Source organism: Psychroflexus sediminis, from assembly GCF_900099815.1.
In the GTDB taxonomy this organism is placed as follows: Bacteria; Bacteroidota; Bacteroidia; order Flavobacteriales; family Flavobacteriaceae; genus Psychroflexus; species Psychroflexus sediminis.
The window spans coordinates 183,709-205,575 of the sequence record NZ_FNCW01000001.1 but is presented as its reverse complement, the minus strand read 5'-3'; the positions used below and the strand labels follow the sequence as shown (position 1 = coordinate 205,575).

At 38.4% G+C, this 21,867-nt stretch carries 19 protein-coding genes; 3 read left to right on the top strand and 16 right to left on the bottom strand.

Going from position 1 to position 21,867, the window contains the following annotated elements; translation table 11 throughout:
• Positions 1-94 precede the first annotated feature (94 nt).
• The 9 genes from BLP81_RS00865 to BLP81_RS00825 form a co-directional block, all read right to left on the bottom strand.
• Positions 95-961: a hypothetical protein gene (locus tag BLP81_RS00865; protein ID WP_143002796.1), complete on the bottom strand. Its 867-nt coding sequence runs from the start codon at positions 959-961 to the stop codon at positions 95-97.
• 401 nt (positions 962-1,362) lie between these two features.
• Positions 1,363-2,310: a 2-hydroxyacid dehydrogenase gene (locus tag BLP81_RS00860; protein ID WP_093364387.1), complete on the bottom strand. Its 948-nt coding sequence runs from the start codon at positions 2,308-2,310 to the stop codon at positions 1,363-1,365.
• Positions 2,311-2,349: 39 nt separating this feature from the next.
• Positions 2,350-2,760, bottom strand: a complete 411-nt coding sequence (locus BLP81_RS00855) for an acyl-CoA thioesterase (RefSeq protein WP_093364384.1) — start codon at positions 2,758-2,760, stop codon at positions 2,350-2,352.
• 2 nt (positions 2,761-2,762) lie between these two features.
• Positions 2,763-4,112, bottom strand: coding sequence for a magnesium transporter (gene mgtE, locus BLP81_RS00850; RefSeq protein WP_093364381.1), 1,350 nt, complete (start codon positions 4,110-4,112; stop codon positions 2,763-2,765).
• Complete coding sequence (gene rsmA, locus BLP81_RS00845) at positions 4,102-4,968, bottom strand: 16S rRNA (adenine(1518)-N(6)/adenine(1519)-N(6))-dimethyltransferase RsmA (protein ID WP_093364378.1); 867 nt, start codon at positions 4,966-4,968, stop codon at positions 4,102-4,104. The genes mgtE and rsmA overlap by 11 nt, the downstream gene beginning before the upstream one ends.
• Positions 4,968-5,276: a DUF4286 family protein gene (locus BLP81_RS00840; protein WP_093364375.1), complete on the bottom strand. Its 309-nt coding sequence runs from the start codon at positions 5,274-5,276 to the stop codon at positions 4,968-4,970. The genes rsmA and BLP81_RS00840 overlap by 1 nt, the downstream gene beginning before the upstream one ends.
• A 1-nt stretch (position 5,277) precedes the next feature.
• On the bottom strand, positions 5,278-7,092 hold the full coding sequence (locus tag BLP81_RS00835; RefSeq protein WP_093364372.1) for a tetratricopeptide repeat protein: 1,815 nt from the start codon (positions 7,090-7,092) through the stop codon (positions 5,278-5,280).
• Between the two features lie 88 nt (positions 7,093-7,180).
• Complete coding sequence (gene serS / locus BLP81_RS00830; RefSeq protein ID WP_093364369.1) at positions 7,181-8,452, bottom strand: serine--tRNA ligase; 1,272 nt, start codon at positions 8,450-8,452, stop codon at positions 7,181-7,183.
• 165 nt (positions 8,453-8,617) lie between these two features.
• Positions 8,618-9,610, bottom strand: a complete 993-nt coding sequence (locus tag BLP81_RS00825; RefSeq protein WP_093364366.1) for a Gfo/Idh/MocA family protein — start codon at positions 9,608-9,610, stop codon at positions 8,618-8,620.
• A 275-nt stretch (positions 9,611-9,885) separates the two neighbouring features.
• On the opposite strand from BLP81_RS00825, the gene BLP81_RS00820 reads away from it, so the two are divergent.
• Both BLP81_RS00820 and BLP81_RS00815 read left to right on the top strand, forming a co-directional pair.
• The gene (locus tag BLP81_RS00820; RefSeq protein ID WP_093364363.1) at positions 9,886-10,611 is read left to right on the top strand and encodes a phenylalanine-4-hydroxylase; all 726 of its coding nucleotides are present in this window, start codon (positions 9,886-9,888) and stop codon (positions 10,609-10,611) included.
• Positions 10,612-10,814: 203 nt separating this feature from the next.
• Entirely contained in the window at positions 10,815-12,047 is a 1,233-nt protein-coding gene (locus BLP81_RS00815; protein ID WP_093364360.1) for a serine hydrolase domain-containing protein, read from the top strand.
• Positions 12,048-12,086: 39 nt separating this feature from the next.
• Here BLP81_RS00815 and BLP81_RS00810 read toward each other — a convergent pair whose 3' ends face one another.
• From BLP81_RS00810 to BLP81_RS00785, 6 genes are all read right to left on the bottom strand, one after another.
• Positions 12,087-13,379, bottom strand: coding sequence for a T9SS type B sorting domain-containing protein (locus BLP81_RS00810; RefSeq protein ID WP_093364357.1), 1,293 nt, complete (start codon positions 13,377-13,379; stop codon positions 12,087-12,089).
• 67 nt (positions 13,380-13,446) lie between these two features.
• Positions 13,447-14,961 (bottom strand): hypothetical protein, encoded by a 1,515-nt coding sequence (locus tag BLP81_RS00805; protein ID WP_093364354.1) that lies wholly within the window; start codon positions 14,959-14,961, stop codon positions 13,447-13,449.
• 30 nt (positions 14,962-14,991) lie between these two features.
• Positions 14,992-15,825 (bottom strand): hypothetical protein, encoded by an 834-nt coding sequence (locus BLP81_RS00800; protein ID WP_143002795.1) that lies wholly within the window; start codon positions 15,823-15,825, stop codon positions 14,992-14,994.
• A 228-nt stretch (positions 15,826-16,053) separates the two neighbouring features.
• Positions 16,054-18,543 (bottom strand): zinc-dependent metalloprotease, encoded by a 2,490-nt coding sequence (locus BLP81_RS00795; RefSeq protein WP_093364348.1) that lies wholly within the window; start codon positions 18,541-18,543, stop codon positions 16,054-16,056.
• 140 nt (positions 18,544-18,683) lie between these two features.
• Positions 18,684-19,097 (bottom strand): DUF6691 family protein, encoded by a 414-nt coding sequence (locus tag BLP81_RS00790; protein ID WP_093364345.1) that lies wholly within the window; start codon positions 19,095-19,097, stop codon positions 18,684-18,686.
• A 3-nt stretch (positions 19,098-19,100) separates the two neighbouring features.
• Positions 19,101-19,655 (bottom strand): YeeE/YedE family protein, encoded by a 555-nt coding sequence (locus BLP81_RS00785; protein WP_093364343.1) that lies wholly within the window; start codon positions 19,653-19,655, stop codon positions 19,101-19,103.
• A gap of 140 nt (positions 19,656-19,795) precedes the next feature.
• On the opposite strand from BLP81_RS00785, the gene BLP81_RS00780 reads away from it, so the two are divergent.
• Complete coding sequence (locus BLP81_RS00780) at positions 19,796-20,434, top strand: porin family protein (protein WP_093364340.1); 639 nt, start codon at positions 19,796-19,798, stop codon at positions 20,432-20,434.
• Here the strand turns inward: BLP81_RS00780 and BLP81_RS00775 are convergent.
• Complete coding sequence (locus BLP81_RS00775) at positions 20,431-21,852, bottom strand: hypothetical protein (protein WP_093364337.1); 1,422 nt, start codon at positions 21,850-21,852, stop codon at positions 20,431-20,433. The genes BLP81_RS00780 and BLP81_RS00775 overlap by 4 nt on opposite strands.
• Positions 21,853-21,867 lie beyond the last annotated feature (15 nt).

Sequence of the window (21,867 nt, the reverse complement as noted above, 5' to 3'; positions counted from 1 at the left end):
TTTAAAATTAAATAAACACTCTTTAATCTTAGACTTAAAATATATGCCATTAGAGGCAACAGTGCAATTGTTGTTATAGACATAGTTTCATATCTTAATCTTGAGATTCATTCAAAACACAAATACCAAATGAGACTACAGCGATAGCGACACCAATAGGACCTAACATTCTTTTTGCAACCGCTCCAAAAGCCTTTTTCATAGCAGGCAAAGTCCATGAAGATGCGCTAGATCCTCCTAAAGCCCATAATACATCAGCTCCTATTGCTATAGCAGCACAAGTACCAGCTTCGGCAAGAGTAAGTTCTTGTGCATATGCTGAATTAAATAAAAAACTAGAATAGTCATTAAAAGAAAAAGAGTTACTATTTTGCGAATTCTCTAATTCACTCAAAGACATTACAAATGCTACTAAATCTTCCTCTTTCCCCTCTTCATCAATAATCATCTGATTAATAGTTTGGTCTGTAAAACCTTTTCCATGCAAATATCTTCTGGCTTCTTTAATTGCAGGCTCTAATGCATCGTGAATAGATTCCTCCTGAATTGCAAAAGTTCCTACTACTTCATCTTCTTTTAGAGTATATGTTTCGCTCAATTCAAGATTATTATTATTAGTTTCTTGAACCAGACTTTCTAGATTATTAATTGTGTTCAAAAAGCTAGTATTAGTTAAATCTTGCTCTGAGTCTTTCAAAAGATAAATGGTTTTATTATTGTAATCTAATTTTGAATTGATTCCATTAGTATTAAAAGTTTTTATATCACTTAGTTTAGTTTTACTGATTTCCAAGGCATTATTAAACTCAATATTGTAAATATCAGATGTTGATATGTCGTCTGTAGAACAAGCCTGAAAAGTAAATACCGTTAAAATTAAAGTTAATTTCATAGCAAAAATTAAAATCATTCCTCTTGCTATTTTCATAGTTATGTCATTAATTTTCTTGAATGTTTTCATTTTGATAATTTTTTAATAATTGTCTATGGCAGTTTATCATCTTACCGGATTTTCCATACTCCTTAGTTCAGAAGTTGCACATCTCATGAAAACCAATACATTTGCAGCGCACAGTGAAGTGTATGTTTTCATACCTTTACAGGAGAAGCTTCTGCCTGGCAGGAGCTTTCTCTTTTTTTAGATCACAGCTAACTATTTCATAGGCAGTGGTTTTATGATCTTAAATCTATAGTTATCATTGATTTCATGATTACGGTTTGACCGTACTTTTTATACGGGAAAACCGTAAATCTCTACGTAAGTATTGCTAAAGATTATGAATAAAGAGTTTCACCCGTCATGTTTTCAATAAAAGAAAGACTTGATCGCAATAACTTAAATTGAGAAGACTTATTTGCAAACTAACTCACCTTAAAATCACCGCTTATCTTATCCACTAGCGTCTGCGCAAGTTTAATATGGCTTTCAAACGTCCAGCCGGCGACATGCGGACTCAAGAGCACATTGTCGGCTTTCATTAAATACTGGAAAGCTTCTGGCAATTGATGATCGGCAGAGAATAAATCTTCAAAGGAGGTTTTTTCATATTCCAACACATCCAAACCTGCACCCATAATTTTACCCGATTTTAATCCGTTGACTAGATCGTTTGTGACCACACTTTTGCCTCGGGCCGTATTGATGAACCAAAAGGGCCTGGCAACAGAATCGATAAATTCTTGATTGATCATGCCAAGTGTTTCGGGCGTTTGCGGCGTATGCAAGCTAATGACGTCGGCCCTGGATTTTAGTTCTTTCAGTCCTACTTGTCTGGCATTTTCATCCCCAACCTTCTCTAAAATATCATAGCAAAGCACTTCACAGTCAAAGCCACTCAGCTTCCTGGCCATGGCTTTTCCTGTGTTGCCATAACCAATCAAGCCTATAGTTTTGCCTTCTATCTCATAACCGCGATTGGCTTCGCGTCTCCATTGTCCGTTCACTACTTCGTTATGCGCCGTTCTTAATTTATTGAACAAACTCAAAAGCATTCCTAAGGCATGCTCAGACACTGCATTGCGATTGCCTTCCGGAGCATTGTATAATTTTACGCCTTTCTGCTCGGCATAGTCCACATCGATATTTTCCAGCCCAGCCCCTACGCGTCCTATAAACTTTAAGTTGGTCGCTTTATCCAAAAATGCTTTATCAATCGTGAATCGGCTGCGAATGATGAGGCCATCAAACGCATGGATATAAGTCTCCACCTCGGCTTTGGGACTCGTAAAATCTTCAGTGTTATCGAAACCCAGTTTGGTCAATTCCTGAATCATCAGGGGATGATTGCTATCCAGATGTAATATCTTCATAGGACAAAGTTTTAAGCTGTATCTCGCTAAGGCATAGAGCTAAGCAGATTCAAATTCAAAAAAAGGGTTTACAATCTCTGCAGTAATACGTGCTGGTTTTTTGGTTTGCTGATCTATAAAACACCAGTTGGTTCTGGCTTCGATAATCGTTTTGTCGTCGCTTTTTCGAGTGATGTGCACTCGGCGTTCCGACCTGATTTTGGAATAATTTTCTAACCAGGTGGTCAACACCAGTTCTTCACCTAGAAAAGCCTGCTGCCTGTATTGAATGTAGTGATCCAGGACAAACCAGGCGTATTTTTTCCTGATGTCTATGGAGGTTTCAGCTACCCAGTGCGCTTCTGAAATCTCTAGCACCCACTTCATGTATTCCAGATTATTCACGTGATTCTGTTCATCCAGATGTTTGCTGGTTACGGTCAGGTCACGCTGAAATGGAATCGGGGTCATCTCTAAAAATTCAAAATTAATTTGGCGATGTAGAAGTAGGCTAAAATCCCCAGGATATCATTGCTGGTCGTGATGAATGGACCGGTCGCAATGGCCGGATCTATGCCGCGTTTATTTAAAATAATAGGCACAAACGTACCAATTAAGGCGGCCATAATAATCACCGACAGTATGGAAATGGCAATGGTAATGCTCACCAAAAACGCCATGGAAGTGATTACCCCAAATCCAATAACCAGCAAACCAAGAGCAGTGCCATTGATGATGCTGAGGGAGACTTCTTTAAGCAAACGTTTTACCAAACTGTCTTTTACCGAATCGTTGGCCAGACCCTGCACGATAATCGCAGAAGACTGCACACCTACATTACCAGCCATCGCAGCGATAAGCGGAGTGAAAAAGAAAAGAATTTCATATTTCTCCAGGGCCGAATCGAAACCCTGCATCACATACACAGCTCCCAGGCCTCCGAATAGTCCCAGGATAAGCCAGGGCAATCGCGCTCTGGTAAGCTCCCAGATGGTAGAATCGGCTTCCACATCTTCAGAAATACCTGCGGCCATCTGGTAATCCTTTTCGGCTTCTTCTTTTATAAAATCCAAAATATCATCGACCGTAATTCTACCGACCAGTCTTCCGAACTCATCCACTACAGGGATAGCTTCCAAATCGTATTTTTGCATCACTCTGGCCACTTCCTCTCCCGGGGTATGCACATCGACATAATCTACATTTCGAATGTACACATCACCGATTTCCGCTTTACTGGGAGCGGTGATGAGATCTTTAAGGGAGAGTCTCCCTTTGAGTTTGCCTTTGTTATCGACTACATAGATGGAATGCACCCGGGTCACGTTTTCGGCCTGGTTTCGCATCTCGGTCATGCAGCCGGTGACACTCCAGTTCTCATTGACTTTTATTAATTCCTTCGCCATCAGACCTCCGGCTGAATTTTCATCATACTTGAGAAGTTCCACAATATTTTCGGCGTGTTCCTTATCCCTGATGTTGGAAATGACCTGGGTTTTGATATCCTCAGATAATTCTGAAATGATATCTGCCGCATCATCGGTGTCCATCTCTTCGATTTCCTCTGCAATTTCTTTGGCGTTCAGGTTTCCTAAGATTTTCTCCCGGTCATCATCATCCATTTCCATCAGGACTTCAGACGTCTGATCACTGCCTAATAACCTGATGATGTAGGTGGCATCATCCAGACTCAATTCGTCAAGAACCTCAGCGATATCGGCATGGTGATATTCCTCCAGGTGCGTTTGCAACTGCTGATCCCTGTTCTCCTCGATGAGAGACTCTATCTTGTCAATTAATTCCTGGGTGAGTTCAAATGCCATCTTTACTTATTTTTAAAGTCAACTCGATAAACTGCTCCACACTCAGTTGTTCCGGGCGCTGCGCAAATATAGGATCTTCTCGTAATTCTGGGGATAAGTTGAATTTTTTTAAGCTATTGCGCAGGGTTTTTCTCCGCTGCTGAAAAGCGGTTTTCACCACATCTCTAAGTTTTTTTTCTTCGCAGGGCAAATCGTAATTTTCTTTGCGCTGCAATCTCAGCACGCCACTATTGATTTTGGGAGGCGGGTCGAAAGCTTCGGGCGGAACGCTAAACAAATACTCAGCCGTATAAAAGGCCTGAGTCAACACCGATAAGATACCGTAGGTTTTACTGCCTTCCTTGGCGCAAATGCGTTCGGCCACTTCCTTTTGAAACATGCCGGAAAACTCTGGAATTTGCTGTTTGTATTCCAGGGTTTTAAAAACGATCTGGGTTGAAATGTTGTAGGGGAAATTTCCGATGATAGCAAACTGCTCCTGACCAAAATACTCGCTCAAATCCGCTTTTAAGAAATCTGCTTCAACCACCTGAAGTGCTTTGGGCTTATCCTGGATCTCATGTTCTGCTTTGAAGGTAGAATTGAGATAAGCAATGGATTCTCTGTCGAGGTCCATCGCGACAAATCTGTCGTAAGTCCTGAGCAAATATTTGGTAAGCACACCCATCCCCGGACCAATTTCCAGCAGGTTGCTGTAATTGTCTTTTTGCAAGGTATTAGCAATACGCTTTGACACGTCCTCATCGGTCAAAAAATGCTGACCCAGATGCTTTTTAGCTTTAACCTCACGGACGCCTTGCTCAAAGTTGGCTTTGAAAACTTCGTCGTCTATAGATGTTTTTTCCTTGTTGCTCATTACTGCTCGTGTACGATTTCCATCTCGGTTCTAAAACTCACAAACTTACCTTCAAAAAGTTTAGTTTGCTTCTTCATTTGTTCAAAATCTTCTTCAAAATAGCGTTCCAAAGTGGCTTTATCTTCAACTCTGTATTGCACAGAATAGGTGATGCCTCCCATAGATTCTACCACATCCACTCGACTCATAGTCGCTTTCTTGAATTTTCCGGTTTGTGACATAGCGGGAATATGGATATTTTTCATCCATTCTACCCACTCATCGTGGACGTCTTCTTCTACGTTGGTCGTTACATTATAAATTAACATGTTATTGGATTTGATCTCCTCTAAGCTTTCGGAAACGATTTCTGGCTTCTACAAAATAAATGCTATCGGGATGATTAAAAATTAAAGTTTCAAAATAAAGTTTAGCCTTTTCGGGCTCATCAAGCTGGTCCATATACAGCTTACCTAAGAGGAATTTAGCATCATCTGCCAAAATTTTGTCATTATAATCCTCTACGATGCGCTGTAAAAATGGAAGTGCCTTGTCAATTTCAGCCTTAGCTAAATGCAAATTGGCAATTCTCAGCAAGACTTCATCCACAATCGAAGGTGATTTGTAATCCTCAAGGACTTTTTCAAGAATGTCTAAAGCCTGCTCAGGTTTATTCTGAAATTGAAGCAGGTCGGCTTGAGCTACCAGCTTCAAATCGGTTCTTGTGGTATCTTCCTGGCTATTGTCTTTAATAAGCAAAGAGAGTTCTAAGGCGTTGTTGGAAGTCAATTGCGCAGCCGAGGTTTTCAAGACTTTAAGCTGCGTGAGCGCCCAGTCAAAATCTCCGGTAAAATAGCTTGTTTTGGCCACTTTAAACTTTGCTTCACGAGCTAAGTCACTATTTGGAATCAGTTTTTCTACCTGCGTATAAAGCAGTAAAGCCTGATTAAACCTGGACTGCTGCACATTCAAATCGGCCTCCAATAGCTTTAGCTCAGCCACCTGCTGCTGATAAAGGTCTTGAGCCTTGATGATATCAATCTGTTCCTGTGCTTTTCCGATTTCTTTTTTCTGAAAAGCCAGAAATTCGGCAAAGTCTTTTTGAATTAAAAAGCTATCTCTATCCCTCCCTATTTTAGCAAGAAAATTGGCATAAGCGACTTCAATCTTATCATAATCTTCAGCTTGTGCCAGCCTTCGTTTAATAAGTAAAAGCTCTCTTTCTGCTGAACGTAATTCACGTTGGCTTGCTGCATTTGAGACAGCAAATTCAAGGATCTCCTTGGCGCTGGATAAGTGGTCGTTTTCCTTGGCGATCAAGGCTAAATCTATCAACCTATTTAAAGATCTGGATTCTGAACGTTGAAAAATAGCTTTCTCCTGAGCAAAGGCTTTGGAATAATCTTCCTGCTGGACAAATAACCAGCTCAGCATTTGGTTATAGATGATACTGGGCTGTTTCTGGTTGCGCTGAAGCAGTACTCGCCTCAGGGCCTGGTTGGCCTCATCATCGGAATTTTCAGTAATGTATTGTGAAAAATTTCTATTGAGTATTCCAAAGTAACTCGGGTTATCCATAATCAAATTCATGTAATTATCGAACATTTCCTGGTAGCGACTTTGTTCGCCATAAATTTTAGCAAGCTCAAGAGCATTGTTATTTCTGGGCTCAATGCGCTGAGCTGTCTCATAAGCTTTTACTGCAAGATCCAGTAAGCCATATTTTTGAAATGTATTTCCTACGGCATACACAAAACCAGGCCTGGCTTCCACTTGAGAAATCGCTTCCTGGTAATACCGATATGCAGCAATGCTATCCTTCTGCTTCTGATAAAGATAGCCGAGTTCAACCTGAATGTTAGGATACTCTCCGACCTGGGCCAGGTATTGTTTCAAAACGGATTCTGCTTTTTCGACCTTTTCCAAAGCTTCCAAAGTTTCTACATAACCCAGTAACCAATTTTGATGCCCGGGATTGTTTCTGTGAAGTTTGGCGTATATGGCTTCAGCTTTTTCATATTCGCCCTGATCGAAATAATTCTGAGCTAAGTCTTCGCTTTGTCCAAAACTCAAAGTCAAGGCAAGCATTGACATAAGAACCAGAACAAATTTCAGTGTAAAAGATCCAGGTAATTCTAAACGCATGTTCAAATTTACCTAAATATTTTTCGGTCTTGACATTTTTGAGAAAGAATTGTAGAACACACCCTGCTAATAACTGATTTATAAGCTCTTAAGAAATCTTATCAAATCCTGTATAAGGCTTTAAGACTTCAGGAATCACAATCCCGTCTTCGGTCTGATAATTTTCAAGTATACCAGCCAAAACTCTTGGCAAAGCCAGTGAACTTCCATTCAGGGTATGCACCAGTGCTTTGTTTTTGCCAGCATCTTTATAACGAATTTTTAGGCGATTGGCTTGAAAAGTTTCAAAATTGGATACTGAAGAAATCTCTAGCCAGCGATCCTGTGCGGTGGAAAATAATTCAAAATCATAGGTAAGGGCTGATGTAAACCCGAGGTCCCCACCACATAACCTCAATACCCTATAAGGCAATTTCAAATCTCTTAAAATCGATTTCACGTGTTCCACCATGTCATCTAAAACTCGGTAAGACTCTTCGGGCTTGACTAGGTTTACCAATTCGACCTTATCAAACTGATGCAGGCGGTTAAGACCGCGTACATGAGCCCCATAACTCCCCGCTTCTCGTCTGAAACATGGCGTATAACCCGTCAACTGAATTGGCAACTGACTTTCAGTAAGTAAGTCGTCTCTGTAAATATTTGTGATCGGCACCTCAGCAGTTGGGATCAAGTACAAATCATCATTGCCTACGTGATACATCTGGCCTTCTTTATCCGGCAACTGGCCTGTACCGTAGCCGGAAGCTTCGTTGACCAATAGCGGAACCTGCACTTCGTTGTAACCTGCTTCAACATTTTTATCCAGAAAATAAGAGATTAAAGCTCTTTGTAACCTGGCCCCTTTGCCTTTATAAACAGGAAAGCCGGCCCCTGTAATTTTATTGCCCAGCTCAAAATCTATGATGTCGTATTTCTTGGCCAGCTCCCAGTGTGGAAGCGCATTTTCTGCTAATACAGGAATGTCGCCTTCCTTAAAAATTTCTTCATTGTCTTCTTCACTTTTTCCGGCTGGAACCGATGGATGCGGAATATTAGGCACCTGATATAACAAGGCTTGTAATTCTGTTCCGACCTGACTCATGGATTCACCAAGCCGCCTGGAATCCTCTTTTAGTCCTGCTGTTTTTTCTTTAAGCGCGTTGGCTTTTTCTTTTTCGCCTGACTTGAAAAGCATTCCGATTTCTTTGGAAAGCTTATTGGATTCTGAAAGAATTTCATCCAGCTGTTTTTGAGTTGATCTGCGTTTTTCATCTAATTTTAAAATAGAGTCAAAAACAGCTTCAGCTTCAAAATTCCTTTTTTTGAGGGCTTGGGTATATTCTTCCTGATGAGCTCGAATGTGCTTAACTTCCAACATAGTACTTTGTCATTGCAAATTGAAGAAAGATTGTTAGTCAATTTTTCTAAAATTCTAATTTGAGACAAATTTAGCAAATCGCAAGGCATGCGCAATTTTAAAATCAAATAAAATACGGCTGAAAACAATTATGGAATTGAGTCAAGTTTTATTTAGCACTACAAACTAGCCCAGACTTTTATCCTCTTTATAAACCAGTCCCATTATTTCCCGAATTTTATCTAAGGTTTCTGCCAGTTCTAAAGAGGCCTGAAGCGACCACTCCGGGCTTTGTGTCAAGCCTTTTTCCAGACAGTCCTGCACGTGTTCAATTTCAAATTGATAGCCGTGTGTCGGATAATTGAAGTCCAGTTTATCGACGCCTGAATTGGTTCTGATCTCAAGTTGATCTGTTTCATGAAATCGGGAACCAAATTCTACAGTTGCATTTTCAAAATGAACCCTGGCTCTGGAGGCTGTGGTTTTGGCAAAACTAGAAGACAAATGAGCGGTTGCTCCAGAACTGTAATTAAATTTTATTTGATTGGAAACATCAACCCCTGTTGAAGAAAATTCACTGGCAGCCTCCATAAGTTGAGGAACACCTAAAAGCTTAAGAGCTAAATACACCGGGTAAATCCCGATATCGAGTAAAGCTCCACCCCCTAAGTCTTTATTAAATAAACGCTTTCCTGTGTCAAATTCAGCCTTAAAGGAGAAGTCTGCTTCCACTTTAAGACATTTTCCGTAGGTTTCATTCTGAGCAAGTTGATGAACTTTTTGAAGATGAGGCATAAAATTGGTCCATAACCCTTCCATCAAAAACAAAGACTTTTTCTTTGAAAGTTCTATCATGGCTTTCAGCTGTCTGGCATTCATTGCCATGGGTTTTTCACACAAAACGGCTTTACCATGTTCGAGACACATGAGCGTATTTTCATAATGAAAAACATGGGGTGTAGCGACATAAATGATATCAACTTCCGGATCCTTTGCTAAGTCTTCATAGGATCCGTAGGCATTTTCGACCTTGAATTTTGACGAGAACTCCTGAGCTTTTTCCAGAGTTCTTGAGGCAACGGCATAGAGACGGGCCGTTTTAATATCCTGTAAGTCTGAAGCAAATTTTTGCGCGATACCACCCAGACCTATAATTCCCCAGTTGTGAGTTTTATTCATACCTATTGATTTTCCGGAAAATTAAAATAACTCAATTGATATTACCAATAATTTTAGGGAATTAGCTTCGCGATTTATTTTTTTGTTTAACACTTGTTGATTTGTGTACTTTGAGATATTATCTAATTTTGTGTTAGTGAAAAATATAAACTCATATTATTACTATTATCCACTTCTAAATTCTAGAATCGGTTAATGGTGTAATTAATTTAATAAACCTAAATCAATCCCGATTCATAGCTGAATCGGGATTTTTATTTACAAAAAATATTCTCATGCAAGACATGTCAAAGTACACTCAGGAAGATTTATGGGTTTGGAGAACGTTGTTTACCAGGCAAAAAGAGAATATCCCCGGCAAATCCTCTCAGGCCTATACCGATGCTTTAGAACATATGTCTCCGGTTTTGAATGCTGAAGAGATACCAAATTTCAAAAAAATCAATACTTGGTTTGAAAATGAAACCAAGTGGAAACTGGAGGTTGTTCCCGGACTTATCCCTGTGCAGGACTTTTTCCAACTTTTAGCCCAGCGTAAATTTTGTTCTTCTATCTGGCTCCGCTCCAAAGACAGCCTGGATTATCTGGAAGAACCAGATATGTTTCATGATATTTTTGGCCATGTACCGCTGTTGAGTAATCCTATATTTTCTGAATTTGTTCATGAATTTGGAAAACTGGGCTGTCAATTTCTGGATGATACAGAAAAGCTTCTTCAACTTCAGCGCTTGTATTGGTTTAGCATAGAATTTGGTGTCATCCAGGAACAAGGAAAAATCCAATCTTACGGAGCTGGTATTTTATCTTCCTATAGCGAGACCATTCAAATTCACGAGCAAAAAGCTAATTTTCTAGACTATTCTATTGAAGCCATTATTCAAAAAGCCTTTAGAACAGATATCATGCAAGAAGACTACTATGTTATTTCTTCTTTTGAAATGCTTTTTGAGTCTCTTAAGAAACTCTCCCTGGTCTGGAATAAAGAATTGACCGAAGTTTAAATCCATTCCAAAAATCTGATTATAAAAGGAATGAAGCCTAAAATTTATCGCTTCAGGTTTTGACTTTTACCAAATGATAAAGTCTAGTTATTGTGCCGCGTTTAGTCTGGCATTTACAAATTTTTTAGTTAAAATTGTTTTTAGTAAAAATTGCAGCAATATTTTATAATATATTGCATTTAAAATGAATTTTTAAATATTAGATGAAATTTAATTCGAAATTCTTTTTCAGACTTATGTTGTTTGCCACTCTGGCTCTCATCATCTCCTACACTATGTTTCAAAATTTTGCTTTCAGCAATTTTGAAACCTATGCTCCTGATACTTCTGAAATTTTGGAATTCAAGCCCAAGGCTTCAGTTCCAGATTATACCTCCTTATTTTCTGATGAGATTGAGGTTTTGAAAGAGGAAATTCAGGAGAAAGCCAAACGTTACAGAATAAACGGATCTGTATTGATAGCTTATAAAGACCAAATTTTATATGAAGATGACTTTGGATACAAGGATCCAACGAAAAAGACTCCGATGGAGCCTGCCTTATCCTATCAATTGGCCTCTGTGAGTAAGCAGTTTACAGCAGCAGCAGTCCTAAAATTACATGAAAATAAGTTGCTTGATATTGATTATCCTGTTTCTCGTTATTTGCCCAATTTCAAATTTGAAAAAGTAAGCATAAGAGATTTACTAAAACACAGGTCTGGACTTTGGAATTATATGTATCTCACTGAACAGTACTGGGATCAGGATATTGCTCCGGACAATTTAGAGGTTGTCGATTTGCTAAACACACATGCCCCGAGACTTAATTTTCCTTCAGGAAGGTATTTTAGTTATAGCAATACAGGTTATGTTGTTTTAGGAGCAATTGTTGAGCAGGTGACTCAACTGTCACTCAAAGAGTACATTAGAGAAGAATTCCTTTTACCGCTTTGCCTTGATGAAACTTTTGTAGAAAAAACAGAACTCAATAAAAAAAGTATTTTAAACGGCTACCAGCCTTACCGTCGCTCTTTTATCGAACTTCCTGCGGGCTACCATAACAACGCCATAGGAGATAAAGGTATTTATGCGTCTGCTAAAGACCTGCACATCTGGTTTCGCGATCTCAAAAATGGTAAAATCCTGAGAGAAGAGAGTGTCGATCTGATGTTTGGCAGAGATAAAGGGGGAGAAAACAGACGCTATGGTATGGGATTTAGACTTGAAAACAAAGGAAATGAACCTGTTATTTTTCATAATGGTCTTTGGGACGGTTTTAGAAATGGACTGGTTTATTATCCTAAAAGTGATCTTGTTGTTATCGTGATGACCCATACACAGAACAAAAGAAAACACTATTTCCAAAAGCAAATAATTAAAAAGGCTAAAGCCCAACTGAGATTTGCAGAAAAGCGTGTAGAACTAAAAACAGGCGAACCGGAACTGGTATTGTAAATTATACTTAGTTGTTTCGGGCTTACTTACATATTTACGCTAGCGTTTTAAAGTAAAGTTGGATTTATAACTTTTCTGTACAGCAGCATTCCTGTCAGTATAATCCACTCGAAACCAATAGTCATCCGTAGGCATTGCTTTTCCATTATATATTCCATCCCAACCTTTTTGTGATGAGGGAGAAATCATTTTTAACAACTTGCCATACCTGTCAAAAATAAAGATTTCTGCTGTCGGATCATCTTTTAAACTATCGATATTCCAGGTGTCATTATAGCCGTCATCATTGGGTGTGAAGAATTTTGGATAGTTTATAACTATAACTTTAATTTCTTTTGTAAAGCAGCCTTGCTTTGCTTTAATTGAAATATGGTGCGTCCCTTCTGTAGTAATATTATTAAAAACAGGGCTATCCTGAAACTCGCCGTCTTCCAGTTTAAAAAGATACGCCTGAGGATTATCTATATTGACAACGATTCTTTGGTTATCATGAAAGTCTGTGTCAACATTTGCAGAAATAGAAGGTTTTGGAAGTGCTTTCACTTTTGTAGTAATTATATCTGAGGAACATCCAGTATCCAAGTTTATAACCTGAAGCTTATACTCTCCGATATCTGATACAGAAATATGGTTCTGTGTGTTAGGGATAGGTTGATCATTATAATACCATTTAAATTCGAGATTTTCTTGAGGCAAACCTGAATTTAATATAATCATTTCTTTTCCCTCAATATCTATACAGATTTCTTGGTTCTCGAGTTTTGGTTTTGGTCTGGGCTGAACTTGAATTACTTTAGAAACCGTAAACTCACAGGCTTTAGTCATATAGCTGAAATTCACAATGGTCTCACCTGTTTGAACAGCTTCAAAATTCCCATTTTGATCTACTCGCCCGATGTTTTCATTTTCTATTGTCCATTCACCCTTCTCTAAAAAAGGATGTTTTAAGGGAATTGTTTCCCCCTCGCACACATAACTTGGGCCTAAAATTTGTTCTGGAAAGACATTTTCAAACAGAACCTGTATGTGTTGAGGCTCCGGCAAACAAGAAGCCTCACCATTAATTTCTTTAACAAAAACAGTGTACTCACCTTCCGGCGTGTTTAGCCAGTCAATAATAATTTGATTACCAGATGAAGTTTGAGGTAGAATTTCCCCTTCAAATTCATCTTCACGAACATACCATTCGTAGGTTGAATTTGTTGAACCGGAGCCATTATTTTCATCCATATCGACACTAAAGAAATCTAATTCTGAACCACAACTGATTTGGTCTTGAGCTGAACTGAAATAAAAACAAAAAAACACAGCTAAGCAGGTGTAAAAAGGCATCTTCCTTTTCACACCTGCTTCAAAATTACAGCTATGTTTTTTAAAACAGTTCACAATCCAGCTTCAGTTAGTTAAACTGAATTGGGGATGTTACTGGCACTTCTGGAGCTTCTTGAATCGTTGCATCAACAATTCTTGAAGTACAGCCACTTAACGTATTCTTCACCTGAATTTGGTAAATAGCATTTGCTGATAAAACAAATTCTGGATCAGTTTTCCAGGTTGTTCCGCCATCTGCACTATATTCTAAATCTGAGCCTAGAGGCTTAGTAATAGTTATTGTTCCTTCGGTTTCACCACAGCCAGGATTTAGAATCGAGAATTCCGGATCTGCAGGTACTGAAGGAGCTGGGTCAATAGTGAATGCATCTTGAGACTCACAATCTCCGTTAGAAACTACCACTGTATAATCGCCTGGAGTTAAATTAGCATAAACCAGGTCTGTAGTAAAAGCACCACCATTTATACTATATGTTAATCCTGTTTCAGTGGGTGCAGTAATTTTTAATGAACCCGTGGTATCTCCACATTCGGGGTTAGTGACCGTTACAACTGGAGTTTCAGGTACAATTGGAGCTGGGTCAATAGTGAATACATCTTGAGATTCACAATCTCCGTTAGAAACTACCACTGTATAATCGCCTGGAGTTAAATTAGCATAAACCAGGTCTGTAGTAAAAGCACCACCATTTATACTATATGTTAATCCTGTTTCAGTGGGTGCAGTAATTTTTAATGAACCCGTGGTATCTCCACATTCGGGGTTAGTGACCGTTACAGCTGGAGTTTCAGGTACAGTTGGAGCTGGGTCAATAGTGAATACATCTTGAGATTCACAATCTCCGTTAGAAACTACCACTGTATAATCGCCTGGAGTTAAATTAGCATAAACCAAGTCTGTGGTAAAGGTTGTTCCTCCGTCTATACTATATTCTAATCCAGTTCCAGTAGGTTCAGTAATTTCTAATGAACCATTTGTATCACCACATTCTGGCTGAGTTACATCTACCACAGGAGTCTGCGGAAATTCTAATGGATCATTGATTACAAATTCTTTCGGTTCAGAGGTACATCCCAAAGCATTTTGCGCAATCACTTCATAAGTTCCTGGATTTAGGTCTGTAAAATTTACATCAGACTGGAAGTTTGTACCATCGTCTATGCTATACTGTATATCTGCGTCTGTAGGAGAAGTGACTATCATACTCCCAAACTCTTCACCACAACCCGGCTGAGTTAATGCAACTTGAGGTATATCTGGAAGAGGATTGATGTTAATCATCGCAGAAACAGGTTTGCCTGGACAATTTTCATTATTGGTCTCGATAACTGTTAAGGTATAAGTTCCTATGGGTGTAGTTCCCCAGTCGATATCAATTTCATTACCAGCTCCAATAGGTTTAATTGTACCTTCAAAAGTTGGCTCTTCAACTTCCCATGCATACGTCGATCCCGGGTTTTCAGTCACGGAGTAATTTTTGGTATCACCAATGCAAATTTCCTGAGTGTCTTGAGCACTTGCGGTAAGCCCAGCAAAGCATAAAATGGCAAGCAGATAAAATTTTAAGTTAAGTTGTTTCATCGGGTTATGGTTTAGGTCGGTTTATTTCGTTTAATTATTATATTGTATAGGGTCTGTATCGGGTAATGGGATGACAGTTAAAGTCACTTGATCTGAAATTTTATCACATTCGTCTTCTGTAACTATACATCTGTATTCGTTTTGGTTCAAAACATCGGTAGTGTCTACAATAGTTAGGGTAGATGAGTTTACATTATCGTAAATTACATCATTGGTTAAATCCTTCCAGTTACCATCTAAGAGGACTTGCCATTGATACGTCTTATTTTCTCCTGAAAAAAGGGCTACAGAAAATTCGGCATCATCACCCCTGCAAACCATTTCATCCTGTGGTTGAGACTCAATGAAGTCTTCATCGCAAATGGGACTCACCTGGCCAAAAAGTTCGAAATTGTCCAGAATGTAATATCCATTTCCCATACCATTCACTCTAAATTCTACTTCAATTGTACCTGTTTGATTAAGTAATTCAGGTGTAAAATTGCCAGTAATATAACTCCCGTCAGGATCTGTTTCTCCATTAGCATATTCAACACTATTCATTACAAAAGTCCAACCCTGAGCAGCTTTTGTCTTTCTAGCCCAAAAATTATAGCCTGTAATATCTAGCTGATACCCTTCCTCAATTTGAATTTTAAAAAAAATAGATTTTGTTCCATTTCCTTTTATACTTATACCATCTCCGACTGCACCATCTTGCTGTTCAAAATTCCCTGAATTATTTGTCCAAACTGAAAAGGATATATGATCTGAAACCACAGGCTGTCCTTCATATTCTGCACCCTTTAAATTTCCAGATTCAAAATCATTGAAATAAATAGTCTCTTGTGCGGACAGTTCGACAAAAAAACCGATTAAGAGCAAAAGCAACAGATTTTGACATTTCATAACATGGTATAAAATCGAGCATTTGATCATAAAATTTAAATATATTGAATAGATTTTATATCAGCAATAAAATACAAATAAAATCAATTTATATAAATTATATAAGATTCTTAGATTGAGTTTTTGTTAAAGCTAAATACTCAGAAATTAAAAAAGCCACTTTCCTAAGAAAGTGGCTTTAGTAAAAATAAATGGGTTTAAATCTTAAGCGTCGGGATTTAGAATGTTTTCAATTCTTTCTACAGCATCCTCAAGATGATATCTAGTCATTGTATCTCTTGTTCTGTTTATCGCTCTTCTCATATCGCTTTGCAGCCTATTCAATTCTGCTCTTACCAGTGGTCTTATATCACTTGTTTCTACATCTATATTACTTCTGCTTATGTATCTTCTGTACTGAGCCGGAATATTAGATTGTTCTTCTGTCATCAAATGTTCCATTCTAGTAAGATATACTCTTTGAAGATTTCTTCTGATTCTGCTGATCTCCTCTCCTCTTCTCAATTCGGAGAAAAGTCCAGATCTGAGGTTTTGCATCATCTCTACAATAGTGTAAGCATCTTCATTAAGCTCTTCGTTCTCCATCATTCTGGCAAAACGACCAAAATCCAGTACATTATTTAAAGCTCTTTCCTGGTAAGATTTGATTTTTTCTAAATAACCATCAAATTGGATTTTGTTGAAAATATCTTTATCTATTAACCATTCCGGAGTTTCGAAAAGCTCTTCCTGAAGAAATTCCATAGCTCTCACTTGTTTATCCCTGGGAACGTGCGTATAAACCGCGCCATCCTGATTGTAGGTTTTAAAGATTTCGTAAACTCCGCCCATATTGGCAGCTACATGTCCCATATAGCGATTATACTGAGCGTATACCTGACCATACAAATCTTCTAAATCTTCATAATTCTTACCATCTTCTGCAGTCCATTCAATTAAGTTGGGAACAATCCTTTTTAGGTTTGCAATCCCATAGGTACTAGCTTCCATAGAATCGTCTCCTAAATCTTCAGTTTGAGAACTTGGATCGATTACCCCTCCAGATTGCTGTTGTCCAAATCTGTAAATAGGATTGCCCGCTTTTTCAAGAATCCAATTATCAAGAATTTGTTTTTCTTCTTTTGGAGATTTATCTAAAATAGGTCTATACCCCCAGGCAATAGAATACTTATCGTAAGGGCCAACATTCGGCATTAACGACACATCACCATCTCCTGGCTGTGCGATATAGTTAAATCTCGCATAGTCCATAATAGAAGGCGCTGTACCGTATTCTTTGGTAAATTCCGGATCCCTAAGATCTTCTACATCGTAAGCCACACTACTTCCCATATTGTGGGGTAAACCCAGTGTATGCCCTACTTCGTGAGAAGAAACAAAACGGATCAATCGGCCCATCACCTCATCTTTGAATTCCACACCTCTTGCTTCCGGATTGATGGCAGCAGTTTGAACAAAATACCAATTACGCAATAAGGTCATGACGTTATGATACCAGTTGATATCAGACTCTAAAATTTCACCAGAACGTGGATCACTGACGTGAGGCCCATTGGCGTTTGGAATTGGAGAGGCCAGATATCTTACCACGGAATATCTAACATCTTCTGGACTCCAGTCCGGATCTTCTTCTTTAGTTGGAGGATCCATAGCTAAAATAGCATTTTTGAAGCCTGCTGCTTCAAAAGCTACCTGCCAGTCTTCGATACCCTGCTTGATGTATTTTCTCCATTTTTCTGGAGTAGCTCTGTCAATATAATAAATGATCGGTTCTTTTGGTTCTACCAATTCACCATTCTTAAATTTCTCGATATCCTCCTCTTTGACTTCAAGACGATAACGGTCTAAATAAGTAACTGTTTCTGACTTTTGATTATCAAGACCATAATCGGTTTGATTACTTGTAAACCAGCCCACGCGCTGATCGAAATAACGTCTTTTCATCGGTACTTTTGGCAAAAGCACCATGGAGTTACTAAATTTCAGCGACACAGAACCCGTACTAGAATTTGATGGAGGATTCCCTGCATTGTAAGTTTTTACGTGTCTTATTTCAATATTCTCAGGATAACTTCTAATAGTGTCTATATAAGACCGACTATTATCTAAGCGAGAAATTTTGTAAGATTTCCTTCTTCTGCCCTGAAGGCCAATAGCCTCAACATCCTTTTGAAATAAATCTGTAACATCAATAACTGTATTGTTGTTGATCGAGTCTTTTTTGTAAGCTTTAACGTCAAAAGAATAAAGAATTGGCTCAAAATTAGAATTGACAACTGCCTGACTTATTGGTAAAGAATCGGCTGCGGTAATATCATAAGAGACCACTCTTAGGTAAACTTTATCTCCTTTTTTCTGCCAGCGCAAAACTTGTTCGTTTTGCTTCCCTCCCCCAAAGCCTAAGCCTTGAGCCGTCTGGGCTATTCGAGTGACCATCAACATTTCTCTGTTGAAAAGCGAATCTGGAATTTCGAAGAAATAGTCCTCATCGACTTTATGAACTTTAAACAAGCCTGCGTCTGATTTAGCTTTGCTTGTGATAATTTTAGCGTAAGGTTTTATACCATTTTTGGATTCCTTTTTGGGAGATTGAGCAGCCGATTTATCGTCTTTTTTTCCTTCAAGAATGGAACAAGATGACATCGAAACTGCCAACCCAGCAACACATGTGTAGTAAACTAATTTTTTAAACATAATGTAATGTGGTTTTTTAAAACAATTGAGAGCTATCAATTGCGATTTAAACTAAGACTTAGAAAGTTGTGAATGGTTTAATTTAAGGCCTAAAAAAAAAGCTCTGCTAGTGCAGAGCTTAAGATTTTAAAAGATTGGTTTTAGTGTGGTAATTTATGTCTGAGAAGACCATAGACAAAAGTTCCTGCAAGTGCTCCAAAAATCACGATCAAAATCGAGCCATAGCCAGCACCTGCCAGGACATACATGGGGCCAGGACATGCGCCGGCAAGTGCCCAGCCTAAACCAAATAAAATTCCTCCAACCAGATAACGAGGGATACTCATTTCTTTGGGTTTCAGCATCATATCCTGACCGCCTAAGGCTTTAATATTATTTCGCTTTATAAGCTGAGTACCTATCACACCAAGAGCTAAAGCAGAACCTATTATCCCATACATATGGAAAGAGCCAAACTCAAACATTTCATAAATCCTGAACCAGGATGCTGCTTCAGACTTATACATGACGATGCCAAAAAAAGTTCCTATAATTAAGTAAACTAATGTTTTCATATCTTAAAAAATTAAAGGGTATATAAAATTAATCATGACCAGACCTCCAATAAAAAATCCAATAACAGCTATCAGAGAAGGCAATTGAAGATTACTCAATCCTGATATAGCATGTCCCGAAGTACAACCCCCGGCATACCTTGCCCCAAATCCTACCAAAAATCCACCTATAAGGAGTATGGCGAAAATTTTGGGATCATTCAGATTTTCTGATCCAAAAATTTCAGTTGGCAAATAAGCATCTCCCGTACTTGTAATACCATAACTTTCAAGTTGTTCTGAAACTTCAGGATTTATTTCTACCGTATTTTCTGAAAGGTAATTAGCAGATATAAATCCTCCGATGATTGCCCCAAGAACCACGATCAAATTCCAGCGCTCTTTTTTCCAGTCGAACTTAAAAAAGTCTGCTGCTTTTCCAGCTCCACCAATAGAGCAGGCTGTTCTCAAATTGGAAGACATTCCAAATTGCTTACCTACAAAAAGCAAAGCGAACATAACTAAGGCAATAAGTGGTCCTGAAACATACCAGGGCCAGGGATTCATAATCCATTCCATAATTTCTATTTTTATGCAAATTAAAACCTTATTTCACATTCTGATTGTAACAATGGTTACTAAATCAATTTCAAGGTTAAAATTGAATTAAGGAGGCTCTCTAAACCTTCAAAAAGGCTAATTTTATTAAAATTTAAATGATGAAACTATATTTTATTTCCGTTGCCATTCTGTTCTCCTTATCCATAACAACTTTAAATGCTCAGCAAGAGTATTTTGAATATGGATTTAAAGGCGGAATCAATTTATCCAATATCTCAGGAGATGGCACTTCAAACTATGAAACCAAAACCTCAATGCATATTGGTGCTTATGGCGTCTATAAAATCCTTCCAAAACTAGGCATACAGGCTGAGTTGCTTTATTCTGAACAGGGGTTTTCTAATGACCGTATTCCTGATGCAGCAGATGTTGAAAAAATAGAAGAAATCTTAAGAATGCAGTATATCAACCTTCCTGTTTTAGCGAGCTACAATGTGATTGAAAACTTGTGGGTTGAAGGGGGTGTGCAAGTTGGTTATCTAGCAAAAGCTGAAGCTGAAGAGGAAACTGTTACCTTAGACTCCGCTGGTGAGGTAAATAGTACTACTGAAACCATTGGAAAAACCGACAATTATGAACGTATAGATCTAGGCATTGCAGGGGGATTACGCTATAAACTGAGTCAGAATTTCATGATTCAAGCCAGATACACTCAAAGTTTAAACGACATCAATAAAACTATGGCAGGCGATCAATACAACAGTATTTTCAGTTTTTCTGTGGGTTATGTGTTTTAATGTATGTTTAAAGTCTGAGAAAAAATAATCAAACTACTTGTTCCTGATCCGGTTAACTTTTGACCCCAAATTTCAATATAATCATCTGGTTCAAGTGTAACAGTTCCATTTATTGCAACGGTAGATACATTTGTGGTAGTAGTGACATAGAAAATACTATTTGTCCTATTCAAGGTTTCAGTTCCGTTTCTTCTGATAAAAAAAGAAAAAAACACCCCCTGATTATTACTTCCTCTTACCGAAAGTGAAGCATTTACTGAAAAGGTAGCAGATTCTTCACCCTCATATCGCAGCCTGTTATTAGCATCTGAAGTGAACCGATGTAAATTCGCAGTAGTTGCGCCTCCAGTGAGTTTGAACGGAACATTAACCTCGGCAGATATAATTGAGTACCCCGTGTCTAATTCACCGTTATAAAATATATTTCCTGATGCAATATCGTCATATTCATTTTGTATTCCTGGAGCTTGCACAAACCATTCTTTTGTGAAATTTAAATCCGCAGAAACCCCCGTAGTATACCGCTCAACATAATTAAGTGAGGTTCCAGAAAATGCAGTTCCTATAATCACACCACCATGAACCGTCGGATTGGCCGAAACATCAATAGAAATAGCAGTCCCATTGGCGATAGAATATCCACTCTCTTTTTGAATCAGTTCGAATACACCCTCAAATTTTTCATAAGTTCCCGTATTATCGCCTTGCCAGGCTTGATTGTTAAGGGATAAATTTAAAATATCTGAATACACAACTCCATCAGAATTATTTATATATTGAACATTGCTAAAAAACACAAAACTCAAATTAGAAACTGTACCAACCTTAGTCATATTAGCAATTATGGTATTTTGAACTAAGAACGAAGTTCCGCTGGATATAGAAAAAGCACTACCAGCTCCGGTTATTGTGATATTTCTTATGCTGCCTCCACTCCCCTCAAAAACGTTACCGGAAACTCTTGACAGCACGTCTTCATTAGCATCCAATCCAGCTATATAGGCTCCGTTTAAGTCTATAGGCGCATCTAAAGCAATGTTACCATTAATTTCATAAAAGGTATTTTCATCAAGCACTATGCTTCCTGCTGTAGCTGCAGGAAAATCACTTTGATTTTTAACTAAAATATAGTTTTCTCTCTCTAATCGCGAGGAATGCAAACGTTCCCATGTAGCTTCAATCGCATTATAAAAAAGGTAAGCCTGGATATCGGTGTCAAAAACAGTAAGCCCGTTGGCTGGGGAGGTGATTGCCGTTCTTTGCCCGGTCGTCATTCTAGGGAACAAAACACCAGCTGTAGTGGATTCAACATCCAAAATAGAGGATGTGGAAGGGGTGTCTGTACCTATACCCACCTGTGCCAGTGTGAACTGAAAACACAATAAAAGAGCACAAATAAAATAAAGACCTTTTTTCATAACAATATATATTTT

Coding starts and splice junctions, on each gene's coding strand:
- BLP81_RS00865 (WP_143002796.1), bottom strand. CDS start 961: ATGAAAACATTCAAGAAAATTAATGACATAACTATGAAAATAGCAAGA.
- BLP81_RS00860 (WP_093364387.1), bottom strand. CDS start 2,310: ATGAAGATATTACATCTGGATAGCAATCATCCCCTGATGATTCAGGAA.
- BLP81_RS00855 (WP_093364384.1), bottom strand. CDS start 2,760: ATGACCCCGATTCCATTTCAGCGTGACCTGACCGTAACCAGCAAACAT.
- mgtE (WP_093364381.1), bottom strand. CDS start 4,112: ATGGCATTTGAACTCACCCAGGAATTAATTGACAAGATAGAGTCTCTC.
- rsmA (WP_093364378.1), bottom strand. CDS start 4,968: ATGAGCAACAAGGAAAAAACATCTATAGACGACGAAGTTTTCAAAGCC.
- BLP81_RS00840 (WP_093364375.1), bottom strand. CDS start 5,276: ATGTTAATTTATAATGTAACGACCAACGTAGAAGAAGACGTCCACGAT.
- BLP81_RS00835 (WP_093364372.1), bottom strand. CDS start 7,092: ATGCGTTTAGAATTACCTGGATCTTTTACACTGAAATTTGTTCTGGTT.
- serS (WP_093364369.1), bottom strand. CDS start 8,452: ATGTTGGAAGTTAAGCACATTCGAGCTCATCAGGAAGAATATACCCAA.
- BLP81_RS00825 (WP_093364366.1), bottom strand. CDS start 9,610: ATGAATAAAACTCACAACTGGGGAATTATAGGTCTGGGTGGTATCGCG.
- BLP81_RS00820 (WP_093364363.1), top strand. CDS start 9,886: ATGCAAGACATGTCAAAGTACACTCAGGAAGATTTATGGGTTTGGAGA.
- BLP81_RS00815 (WP_093364360.1), top strand. CDS start 10,815: ATGAAATTTAATTCGAAATTCTTTTTCAGACTTATGTTGTTTGCCACT.
- BLP81_RS00810 (WP_093364357.1), bottom strand. CDS start 13,379: ATGCCTTTTTACACCTGCTTAGCTGTGTTTTTTTGTTTTTATTTCAGT.
- BLP81_RS00805 (WP_093364354.1), bottom strand. CDS start 14,961: ATGAAACAACTTAACTTAAAATTTTATCTGCTTGCCATTTTATGCTTT.
- BLP81_RS00795 (WP_093364348.1), bottom strand. CDS start 18,543: ATGTTTAAAAAATTAGTTTACTACACATGTGTTGCTGGGTTGGCAGTT.
- BLP81_RS00790 (WP_093364345.1), bottom strand. CDS start 19,097: ATGAAAACATTAGTTTACTTAATTATAGGAACTTTTTTTGGCATCGTC.
- BLP81_RS00785 (WP_093364343.1), bottom strand. CDS start 19,655: ATGGAATGGATTATGAATCCCTGGCCCTGGTATGTTTCAGGACCACTT.
- BLP81_RS00780 (WP_093364340.1), top strand. CDS start 19,796: ATGAAACTATATTTTATTTCCGTTGCCATTCTGTTCTCCTTATCCATA.
- BLP81_RS00775 (WP_093364337.1), bottom strand. CDS start 21,852: ATGAAAAAAGGTCTTTATTTTATTTGTGCTCTTTTATTGTGTTTTCAG.